This is a genomic window from Brachyspira alvinipulli ATCC 51933 (genome assembly GCF_000518245.1).
Taxonomy (GTDB): domain Bacteria; phylum Spirochaetota; class Brachyspiria; order Brachyspirales; family Brachyspiraceae; genus Brachyspira; species Brachyspira alvinipulli.
On sequence record NZ_KI912402.1, the window covers coordinates 503091 to 515370 of the forward strand.

General features: G+C 28.2%; 9 protein-coding genes. All 9 read left to right on the top strand.

What is annotated here, in order from left to right; translation table 11 throughout:
• Positions 1-99 precede the first annotated feature (99 nt).
• The 9 genes from T324_RS0107200 (at position 100) to T324_RS0107240 (ending at position 12069) form a co-directional block, all read left to right on the top strand.
• Complete coding sequence (locus T324_RS0107200; RefSeq protein WP_028329621.1) at positions 100-1077, top strand: type I phosphomannose isomerase catalytic subunit; 978 nt, start codon at positions 100-102, stop codon at positions 1075-1077.
• 1 nt (position 1078) lies between these two features.
• Positions 1079-1858, top strand: coding sequence for an ABC transporter ATP-binding protein (locus tag T324_RS0107205; protein ID WP_028329622.1), 780 nt, complete (start codon positions 1079-1081; stop codon positions 1856-1858).
• A 39-nt stretch (positions 1859-1897) separates the two neighbouring features.
• Positions 1898-2677, top strand: a complete 780-nt coding sequence (locus tag T324_RS0107210) for an MlaD family protein (RefSeq protein ID WP_028329623.1) — start codon at positions 1898-1900, stop codon at positions 2675-2677.
• Between the two features lie 23 nt (positions 2678-2700).
• Positions 2701-3609: an inositol monophosphatase family protein gene (locus T324_RS0107215; protein ID WP_028329624.1), complete on the top strand. Its 909-nt coding sequence runs from the start codon at positions 2701-2703 to the stop codon at positions 3607-3609.
• Between the two features lie 60 nt (positions 3610-3669).
• On the top strand, positions 3670-5082 hold the full coding sequence (gene atpD, locus T324_RS0107220; RefSeq protein WP_028329625.1) for a F0F1 ATP synthase subunit beta: 1413 nt from the start codon (positions 3670-3672) through the stop codon (positions 5080-5082).
• Positions 5083-5153: 71 nt separating this feature from the next.
• A complete protein-coding gene (locus T324_RS0107225; RefSeq protein ID WP_028329626.1) occupies positions 5154-8009 on the top strand; it encodes a methyl-accepting chemotaxis protein in 2856 nt (951 codons plus the stop codon).
• Positions 8010-8033: 24 nt separating this feature from the next.
• Positions 8034-9245 carry an OmpA family protein gene (locus tag T324_RS0107230; RefSeq protein WP_028329627.1) on the top strand — a complete coding sequence of 404 codons (1212 nt, stop codon included), beginning with the start codon at positions 8034-8036 and terminating at the stop codon, positions 9243-9245.
• A gap of 140 nt (positions 9246-9385) precedes the next feature.
• Positions 9386-11428, top strand: a complete 2043-nt coding sequence (gene obgE / locus T324_RS16960; protein WP_038375076.1) for a GTPase ObgE — start codon at positions 9386-9388, stop codon at positions 11426-11428.
• 83 nt (positions 11429-11511) lie between these two features.
• Positions 11512-12069 carry a flavodoxin domain-containing protein gene (locus T324_RS0107240; protein WP_028329628.1) on the top strand — a complete coding sequence of 186 codons (558 nt, stop codon included), beginning with the start codon at positions 11512-11514 and terminating at the stop codon, positions 12067-12069.
• The last annotated feature ends 211 nt before the right edge of the window (positions 12070-12280 follow it).

Here is a 12280-nt window from a genome sequence, read left to right on the forward strand (position 1 = left end):
ATATAAATTCAATGCATTCTAAATTGTTTTTAATAAAATAAAAATTAATTTTGAATTATAGTATATTGAATTATTTATTTTATCTTATATAATTAAACTATGTATTTATTAGAATTTAAAGAAATATCAAAAGAAGTTATTTGGGGTGGAAATGTACTTGCTTCATTATATTCAAAGTCTTTTGATAAGAATAAAACTATAGGTGAGAGTTGGGAAATTTGTGATCTGCCTAATGATAATAATGTTGTGCTTAATGGAGAACTCAAAGGAAGAACTTTATCATCTTTAGTAAAAGAATATGGTACTAAACTTTTAGGAACAAAATTTAAAGAAGATTATTTTCCTCTTCTTATAAAACTTATAGATGCTAGAGATAAGCTGTCAATACAAGTTCATCCAGATGAAGAATATGCCAATAAAAGACATAATAAACATGGTAAAAATGAAATGTGGTATGTTATGAATACAGATGGCAATGCAAAACTTCTTATAGGATTAAAAGAAAATTTTACTAAAGAAGATTTAAAAAATGCTTTGAATGATAAAAAAAACATAGAAGATATGTTTAATTATTTTGATATTAAAGCAGGAGATGCTTTCTATATTCCTAACGGATGCATACATGCCATACTTGGTAATTCTGTTATAGCTGAGATACAAACGCCAAGCGATGTTACATATAGGCTTTATGATTGGAACAGAGTTGATAAAAATGGAAAATCAAGAGAACTTCATATAGAAGATTCATTTAATGTTATCAAAGATATAAATGCTTACAGTTTGAAATCTGATAAAAAAAATAAATTTAAAGATGCCTCATTGGAAATTAATACAGTGTTTTCAAATGAATATTTTACAGCTGAGGAATATATTGTTAAAGATAGTTTCTCTTCAAAAACTAATGATGAAAGTTTTGAAATAATTATTGTTATAGATGGTAATGGAATAATAAAATCTAATATAGATAATAATATTGTTAATCTCTATTCTGGAAAAACTGTTTTAATACCAGCCAGTTTAGGTGAATATATAATAAATACTGATAATAGTATAAAATTTTTGAGGATAACTTTATAATATGAGCTATATTATAGAATTAAAAGATGTTTATAAAACTTTTGGACCGCAAAAAGTATTAAATGGTGTTAATCTTAAAGTAAATAAAGGTGAAACATTATCTGTAATAGGTAATTCAGGATGCGGTAAAAGTGTTCTTATAAAACATTTAATAGGACTTCTTCAGCCGGATTCAGGTACAATAATAATAGATGGACATGATATCAATCAGATTTCAGATAATGAATTAACAGAAGTACGTAAAAAATTTGCCATGGTTTTTCAAGGTGCAGCTTTATTCGATTCATTAAACGTTTATGAAAATGTAAGTTTTGGATTAAGAAGAATAAAAAAAGGTATGCCTGAGGATAGAATAAAAGTAAAAGTTGCAGAAGTATTGGAGATGGTAGGTATGCCTAATATAGAACATAAAATGCCTTCAGAGCTTTCCGGAGGTATGAAAAAGCGTGTGGGATTAGCACGTGCTATAGCTATGGACCCTGAAATATTGCTTTATGATGAACCTACAACAGGTTTAGATCCTGTTATGTCCAGGGTTATAGACGATTTGATAGTAAAAATGCAGTCTATTCTTAATGTTACAAGTATAGTTATTACACATGATATGACTAGTGTATTTAGAATGTCAGATAGAGTTGTTATGCTGCATAAAGGACAGATTATAGAAGGAGGGGATCCTGATCATTTGCATGAGATAGAGAATCCTCATTTAAAGTTCTTTTTTATGAGTAGTATAGCTAAAAAAGGTGAAGATATAGAAAGTATAAGACCAAAAGATTAATATTATTTTTATATATAATTTTTAGGATAAGGACAGCATATGAAAAATAAAGTAAAATTAGGTATATTTTTTATCATTACTTTTGTAATATTTGTATGTGCAATAGTATTGCTAGGTAATTTCAAGTTGAAAGGTGATGGATATAGAATATATGTAGACTATGTATTTATCGGTGATTTGCAAGAAAATGGTAAAGTTTCATACAGAGGTGGCGGAATACAGATAGGTTTTATTGAAAAGATAAGCATTAATGCAGATGGTACAATAAGAGTAACTTTGTTTATAACAGATAAAACTGTTATTATACCAGAAGGTACAAAATTTTCTATACAAACAGTTGGTTTAGGATTGGGTGAAAAATATATAATGGTGTCTCCTCCAGCTATTGATACTACAGGTATGAAAAGTATAGCACCTGAAAGTGTAGTTAAAGGTGTTGAGCCTTTTAGTATAGAAACTACTTTGGGTTCTATAGGTGATATAGGGAAAGATTTAAATTTTCAAGAGTTTTCATCAATAATTACTAACCTCGCACAAACTATTAATATGATTTCAGATGTTATAGGTACTAATGAAGAAAATATTACAAAGTCTATTTCAAATGTTAATGACAGTTTATCACATATTAATAGCATTACAAAAGATTTAGCATCTGTTATCAATGATGTTGAAAAAGGAAATGGAACTGCAGGAGCTTTATTTAAAGATGATGCAATGAAGACTAATATTTCAGCAATAATTACTAATTTGAGAATATTTAGCGAGAAATTAAGAGATAATCCTTCTGTTCTTCTTTTTAGAGAAACAGAGAAGAAATAATAGTTTTTGTTTATGGAGGATACATGATAGATGATCTTATGACTTTAATAATGAAAGGTGTTTCAGGAAATAAAGTTAAAAAAAATAAATTGTCAGATAAGGAAATAGAGTATATAAAGATACAGGATGAAATAAAAAAATTTTCTAAGAGTAAGTTAAATAGATGTTTAAAAGATGCTGAAAAAATAGCAATTAAAGCTGGTAAATTTTCTTTAAAATACTTTGGATGCCCAAAAAAGGTTTCAAAAAAAGGAAAGACAGATTTATTTACAGAAATAGATGTTAAAAATGAAGCTATAATAAGAGAATATTTGATGAAAAAATACCCCGATTTTGGATTTTTTGGCGAAGAATCTAATAATCCGGATAATAAAGATTTTCTTTGGATAGTAGACCCTATTGATGGAACAAGTAATTTTATACATGGATACCCTTTTTATTGTGTATCAATAGGCTTAGCTTATAAGGGAATACCTATAGTTGGTGTTATATATGCCCCTTTAACCGATTCTGTTTATAAAGCACATATAAAATCAAAAGCATATAAGAATAATAATGTAATTAGAGTTAGTAATAATAATAAATTAATAGAATCTGTTGTAATAACTGGTTTTTATTATAATGCAAGTGTTGATGATGATTTTTTGCATGACAGGATGATAGATTTTGCTAATATGGTTAAAAGAACTTTAGCCTTAAGAAGAGACGGTTCGGCGGCATTAGATATATGTATGGTGGCAGAGGGTGCTGCTGATGGTTTTTTTGAGTATGGATTATCTCCTTGGGATGTATGTGCAGGAACTATAATATTAAAGCAAGCTGGTGGAATGGTAAGTAATATAAAAATGAATGAATATAATATCTTTTCAAAAAAACAATATATAGCAAGCAATAAAAAAATTCACAAAGAAATGATAAATGTACTTGAATAAGTTTGCAATAAATATAAAATATATTAACTCAATAATTTTAATAATTTAAAGGAATATTTTATGGTAGAGGGAAAAAGAGGAAAAATTATTCAGGTTGTAGGTTCTACCCTAGATGCTGAATTTGAAGAAGGTCATCTTCCTCCTATATTAAATGCACTTTATATAGATAAAGAAGTAGAAGGAATTCAAAGACATATAGTTTGTGAAGTTCAGCAGCATTTGGGCGGCGGAAGAGTAAGAGCTATAGCTTTAGAATCTACAGATGGTTTATCAAGAGGAGACGATATATTTGATAGCGGAAATCATATAATGGTTCCGGTTGGAAATGAAACTATCGGTAGAATATTCAATGTATTAGGTCAAACAGTTGATAAAGGAGAACCTATAGTTGCTAAAGAATATAGATCTATACATGCTGCTCCTCCAAAGTTTGAAACATTAGAACCTAAATTGGAAATTTTTGAAACAGGCATCAAGGTAATAGACTTATTAGCTCCTTATATTAAAGGCGGAAAAACAGGTTTATTCGGTGGTGCTGGGGTAGGAAAGACAGTTCTTATAATGGAGCTTATACACAATATAGCAAGCGAACATGGTGGATATTCAGTATTTGCTGGTGTTGGAGAGAGAACTAGGGAAGGAAATGATTTATGGTGCGAGATGAAAGAGTCTGGTGTTATAAATAAAACTTGCTTAGTTTATGGACAGATGAATGAACCACCTGGAGCAAGACTAAGAGTAGCATTATCAGCATTAACTATGGCAGAATATTTTAGAGATTCAGCTGGTTTGGATGTATTATTATTTATTGATAACATTTTTAGATTTACTCAAGCTGGAAGTGAAGTATCAGCATTGCTTGGACGTATGCCTTCAGCTGTAGGTTATCAGCCTACTTTGGCAACAGAGATGGGAGGATTGCAGGAGAGGATAACATCCACTAAAAATGGTTCTATTACTTCAATACAAGCGGTTTATGTACCTGCTGACGACCTTACAGACCCAGCTCCGGCTACAGCATTTACACACCTTGATGCTACTACTGTATTATCAAGAGAAGTTAGTGAAAAAGGTATATATCCTGCAGTAGATCCTTTGGCTTCAACAAGCAGAATATTGGATCCTAATATTTTAGGTCAAGAGCATTATGATGTTGCTAGAAAAGTTCAACATATACTTCAAAGATATAAAGATTTACAGGATATCATTGCAATACTTGGAGCAGATGAGCTTTCTGAAGATGATAAATTAGTTGTAGCACGCGCAAGAAAAATAGAGCAGTTTTTAAGCCAGCCATTTTTTGTAGGAGAACAATTTACAGGCCTTCAAGGAAGATATGTAAAATTAGAAGACACTATAAGAAGCTTTAAGGGAATTTTCAATGGTGATTATGATGATTTACCAGATCAGGCATTTAGATTTGTAGGTTCTATAGAAGAGGCTGTTTCTAAAGCTAAGACTATGGCAAGTTAAATTATTATATTAATAAATAACGATATTATACCGATGATTGAAACAGAATATAATTTTTTCAGGTTGCGAATATGATTTTTAATGTTAATGATAATATATTGAAAAAAAGATTAAAATTTTATATACCAATAGGTTTTCTTATAACCTCAGCAGTTTCAGTAGGTTCATATTCTCTTTTATTGAAAACAGTTTATCAAATATCTAGTTCTTTAATTGGTTATATATATATATTTATTTTTATGTTAGCTTTAGCAGTTTCAGCAAGTCTTTTTTTTGATTGTGTTAAAGCAGAAAAAGGTAAATATGTTGCTATAGGAAAAGTATATGTTGTGAAGTCAGGAATTGCTGTAGTTATAGTTGCTATTGTATCATATGCTACACATATACTTAATGGAAATGTTACTTTATTTGAGATACTTAATATACGTCTTATAATGGTTATATTTTTAATAACTATAGCTATGTCAGTATCTTCTATAATTTTTAATATATTAGTTGGTCCTTTATATAAAAAGACAGGTCAGAAAGAATATTATCTTCCTATGATGTATAATTTCCTACCTATTTCTATGGCTACAATGATATTTGTTGTTACTTTAGTTAATGGTATGCATTACAGATCTGAATTGGCTTATGATAAAACTCATGATATTATATTAAAAAAAGAGTATGCTAATGATTTTGTTAATAGTTTTTATAATAGTGTTGACAAATATGTTAATGTATCAGAGGATATAGTTTCATATATGAATTTAATATCTGGAAATAGATACGGATTAGATGATTATGTAAATATAGTGTCCAGATATTTAAGTACAAGATATGCTAATGATCATAATATAGTATCTTTTTCTGTATTTTTAAATGATAAAGAAAATATTAATGTTAATATTGCTGGTGAAAATATGGAAAATGTCTTTTTAAATTGGCAGTATAACATTGATAATTTAATAACAATAATTACTAATTTCAGACCTAATGTATCTGCTAATAATACTAGTAAATTATTGGCAAATACAAATTCTATTGTAGATATAAATCAAAATAATGAAACATTTTATATACATACACCTATTGTATTTAATGGCAACAATGTGGGCTATACAACTTTAGAGGTTAGAAGTTCAGTTTATATGGAGATATTAGATAAGTTTGGAGTGAAAAATAATATTAATATTTTTATAGCAGATTCATTATATTCTATTAAACTTTCTAATAATCCTACAGCTATACCAGATATGCAAAGGGAGTTAGATAATAAAGTTTCAGCCAGTTATTTGAAAGATTCTAAGAATGACAGTTTTATAAATTCTATAAGGACTGTTAAAGTTATTTATCTTAGAGAGTCTAATACTTATGCTATTAAATATTTATTATTTGACAGTATATATATAATGAATGTTTGGCGTTATGGTGAGGCTTATAAAGAAGACACAATCTTTAGAAATACAGTTGTAAAATCTTCTATCAGTATTTATTTAGGTTTATTGGCATTTTTATTAGTAATATTACTTTTGATATTGTCGTTAAGAAAGACTTTAGTATTTGCTAAAAATGTTTCAGAATCTTTAAGTGAAGGTGAAGGAGATTTAACAATAAGACTTCCTGTTATTAGTAATAATGAATCAGGAGAATTAGTACATTCTTTTAATAAGTTTTTAGATAAGGTAAAAAATATTATAGTAAGTGTAAAAAACAATGCTTACACACTTACAGGTAATATCCAAAACATGCGTGCTTCTATAAGTATAAGCATGAGTGATTTTAATACCATATATAAAGAGTTTGAAACAGAATTGCTAAACTCTACAAAAATAGCAGAATCTTCCGCAAATGCTGCTAGAGTAAGTTTTATGCAGCGTACTAGATTTACAGCAGTAAATGAGACAGTTCAGCTTCTTTTAGAGAATATTAATGATATTAATAATAAAATGAAGCTTCAATCAGAAGCTGTAACTAGAACTAGTTCTTCTGTACAGCAAATGATGGCAAATATAGTAACAGTAAGCCATGGAGCAAATAAAGCGAATGATTATGCTAAGATTCTTTATACAGAAGCTCAAGATGGAAGTAATATAGGTGAATCAGTAGTAGATTCTATACAAAGTATTAAAGAGTATTCTAAACAGATAACAAATATCACTCAGGTAATACATAATATAGCTGAGCAGACAAATCTATTAGCGATGAATGCCGCTATAGAGGCAGCACATGCTGGGGAACATGGTAGAGGATTTACAGTAGTAGCAGATAAGATTAGAAAGTTAGCAGAAGATACAGGAGAGAACTCTAAAATAATTAATGAAATCATAGAAGAAACAACACAGGCAATAGATCATACAGTATCTTTAGCGTTTAAGAGTTCAGAGTCTATGGAGAAGATACTAGAAGGTTCTAATACACTTGCAGAACTTATTTCTACAATATCTGGAGCTAATGATGAGCTTGATATAGGTAGAAGAGAAATATTGATGAATATTAGTAATTTGAATAATATTACAGAGGATGTACAAGAGCTTTCTTTGAAACAAATGCAGATGAGTTCAGCAGTTAGTCAGAATATATCTAGTGTAGATAAATTAGCAGAAGATGTAGTTAATGTAGTAAATTCTACAGAGGCAGACATGAAAGAATTAGTTAGTTCTATAGAGAATGTGTCTAATCTTTCTAATACCAGCAGCAATAATATGGAGACGATGGATAAGAGGATTAAGGAATTACAATATATCTTCTTACAGTTATATAAATTAGTAATATCCTTTAAGACAGAGAAAACAGAGGAAGAACTTGCAAAAGAGAAAGCTAAAAATGCTGTAGTAGATAAGGTTAAATTAAGATTAGAACGTAAGGCAGAAAAATTGAGACTTAAAGAAGAGAAGAGAAGATTAAAAGAATTGAAAAAAGAATCTATCAAAGAAAGAAAATAATATTTATAAAAATTAGTTTTTATTATGAGAAGAGTTTATATTTTTATTTTTATATTTGAGGTATTGCTTTTTAGTATTTCATATTCTAATATTAGTCATAAATTTTTTTGGAATTTAGAGAAGGGTAAGAGAATAGAATCAGTAAAAACTGCTGATGTTGAATATTATGAGAATGGTATACTAAAGAGGACATATAAAGAAAGAAATATTATAGATTTAACTGTTATTGCAATTGCTCCTAACGGCGGATATAGGATGAGCGGAGTATTCAAGATATTTAGGATGATGGAAGGTGATAAAGTTTTTCATTTTGATGAAGAATACACAAGCGATTTTATAATACATACTAATGGAAAATTTGAAGTTCCTTCTCATTATTTTATGCCTAATGTAAGACATGTACCTACATTTCCTGATAATGAAGTTAAACTTACAGAATCTTGGAATAGAGAATCTATTGAAATTATAAAAGTAAACAATGCTCCTAATTTGACAATGGCATTATCAGCTGATTATTTATTTACTAATATAGAAACTAATGATGACGGCAGTAAGAATGCTGTTATACAATATCATATTATGACAGATAAAGATTTATATCAAGCAGGACTTTCAAGAAAAGGCTATCCTGAAAGAATATACGGATTTAATTATGGTACTTTTCTTTGGGACATGGAAAAAAATATTCCAGTATCTCAGCAGGAAAGATATCAAATATTATTCGGTTATGGAAGGGAATTGTCTTATGCTAGTTTACAGTACAAAATGAATATTATAAGTACATATAAAATTTATGATACAATTACAAAAGAAGAAGAAGATTATAACAGAAAAAAATTAGAAGATAATCTTAATAATGATGATGATGTTACAATAGATACTGTACCTGAAGGATTAGTATTAAGACTTGGAGAGATACTTTTTGATACAGATTCTTATAATCTAAAACCAGATGCTAAAAATACAATAGACAATATTATCAAGGCAATTAAGGAAACTTATCCTGACAGAGAAATTATAGTAGAAGGTCATACTGATAATACAGGCAGAAAAGAATATAATCAGGAATTATCAGAGAAGAGAGCAAAAACTGTAGCAGATTACATCTTGCCTAATCTTGATCATGATAAATTATCTTATAAAGGTCTTGCTGATGATGAGCCTATAGCTTCTAATGATACTCCAGACGGAAGAAGAAAAAATAGAAGAGTAGATATTATAATTAAGTTAAGATAATTTATGATTTACATCATGATAAATTCACCTATTTCATTTATTTCAAAATTAAAAAATTATTGATAAAATATAGTTTTATAATATAATAAATAATTCTTATGCAATACAAAATAATAAAATAAATTCAAGGTAATAATAAAATGGATCAATTTATAGATGTAGTAAGTTTTGAGATAGAAGCAGGACATGGAGGAGCTGGCAGCGTAAGTTTCAGAAGAGAAGCACATGTACCTATGGGAGGCCCTGACGGCGGAAATGGGGGCGATGGTGGAGATGTTATTGTAAGAGTAGATGCTAGAATAAATAGTTTCGGTAAGATAAAAAGCAGAAAAAGATTCAGAGCAAGAGACGGAGAACCTGGAAGAGCTAGATTAAGTGATGGAAAGAGAGGAGATGATGTTGTTATAAGAGTTCCTATTGGCACAGTAATTTATAATGAAGATACAGAAAATATACTAGCAGATTTGCTTGAGGACGGACAAAGCTATACTGTTGCTAGAGGAGGAAAAGGCGGAAAAGGCAATAAATTCTATGCTACAGCTACAAATCAGGCACCAGACTATGCACAGCATGGCTTAGAAGGCGAGAAATTAAATATAAGACTTGAAGTTAAACTTATAGCAGATATTGGGCTTGTAGGTATGCCTAATGCTGGTAAATCAAGTTTGCTTGCAAGACTTACAAGAGCTAATCCAAAAATTGCATCATATCCATTCACTACATTAACTCCAAATTTGGGTGTTTGTTATTTAGATTATGAAAGAAGTTTTGTTATTGCCGATATACCGGGAATTATAGAAGGTGCAAGCGAAGGTGCAGGACTTGGTCTTACTTTTTTAAGACATATTGAAAGAACTGGAGCATTATGCTTTGTTATAGATTTAACCGATAAAGATGTTGTAGATACTTATAAAAAACTTAGAAATGAATTAAAGCAATATAGTAAAGAATTGATAAAGAAAAAATCTATAATAGTATTAAATAAAACTGACATGCTTGAAAAAGATGAGATAAAAGAAAAAGTAAAAGCTATAGAAAAGGCGGTAAAAAAAGAATATAAAAACAATAAAGAAACACATTATGAAGAACCTGAAATATTTGCTTTATCAGTATTCAGTTTAGACGGTGAATTATTAGATGATGTAATAAATGCATTTTATAAAGCAAATGAAGAAAGATATGATAATACTAAAAAAGAAACTAGAGAACCTCTTTTACTTAATCAAAATAAAAATAAATCAAAATTAAAGACTAAAAGAGTATTCGGGCCAGTAGTATCTAAAAGACTTGGCAATTCTTTGGGTATAGATGTTATACCTCATAAGACTTGCAGTTATAATTGTATATATTGTCAATTGGGTTCTGAAGAAAATACGAAGACTAATCTTGCAAGTTATTATTCAGTTGATGAAATAATATATGAATTAAAAGAAGCTTTGCTTAATAATAAAAATATTGATTATATAACTTTTGCTGGTTCCGGCGAGCCTACATTATATAAAGATTTAAAAAAGTTAATTTATGAAATTAAACAAATAACAGATATTCCAGTATGTATTATTACAAATGGTTCTCTTTTATATAAACAAGAAATGCGTTCCGATTTGCTTATGGCAGATTTGGTTATACCTTCACTTGATGCTGGAAATATTGATACTTTTAAACTAATAGATCAGCCTAATAAAGAAATAGATTTTGATAAAATGGTTAATGGCCTTATAGAGTTTAGGAGAGTTTTTAAAGGTGAGTATTGGCTTGAAGTATTTTTACTTAAGGGCATCAATGACAGCGAAGAAGAACTTGATGATATAATAAAAATGGTAAATAAAATAAAGCCTGATAAGGTACAGCTTGTTACAGCTACTAGAAGAACAGCTAATGAAAATGCTAAAGCATTGAGCGATGAAGAAATGGAAAATGCTAAAAAATATTTTAATGCTCATTGTGATATTGAAATAGATGTTCCTAGTGTATCTGATAAGGCGAAAGGAAATACTAAAAAAATTACTGAAGAAGATATAGTAAATTTCTTGATAAGACAGCCTGATACAGTTCATATGATAGCTATAAGTTTTAATGAAGATGAAAGTAGAGTTTCTGAATTATTAAAAAAATTAGTTGAAAACGGAAAGGTTAGGGAAGAAATAGTTAATGGCGTATTATCTTATGCTGTTAATATTTAATTTGTAAAAATACTTTTTGACAAAATTATTTATTTTTATTATAATTTTAAATTATACTATTAAATTTTTATAGGATTATTTTTATGTCAAACAAAATTGCAGTACTTTATAAAAGCAAATATGGAACTACAAGAACTTATGCTAAATGGATAGCCGATAAACTTCATGGTGATCTTTATGGAATTGATAATGTAACTTTTCAAAATTTAGATACTTATGATTTTATAGTTTTTGCTGGCGCCTTATATGCTGGTAAGCTTTCATCAGCTAAAGGCATAAAGAAATTCTATAAAAAATTAAAGGGCAGAAAAAATTTATATTGTGTTATAGTAGGTCTTGGAGATACTGCAGATAAAGAATTATATAATAATTATGTTAATAAAAATTTCAATTCAGATGAAAAAGAAAATATGAAATTCTATTTTTTAAGAGGATGCATAGATTTTGATAAATTGAAACTTCATCATGCTTTGATGATGCTTATGCTTAAAAGAATAATATCTGCTAAAACAGTTAAAACAGAAGATGAAAAAGCATTATTAGAAAATTATGGTAAGAAAATAGATTTTACTAATAAAACTTCTGTTGAAGAAATAGTTTTAGATATAAAAAACAAAAATAAAGAACTTCAAAATAAATAATATTTTTATTTAAATCTAATTAAATTTTTTAATGAAATATTTTCAATAATTATTTTTATATATGAATATTAATCTGACATAAATAATTAAATTCTTTTATTTAAAATAATTAATGTTTTATATTAATTATTTTAAACAAATCATATCAAATATTAGAATTTTTAACATATATATTATTGTTCAATGTAATTATAATGTAAAAATACTTATA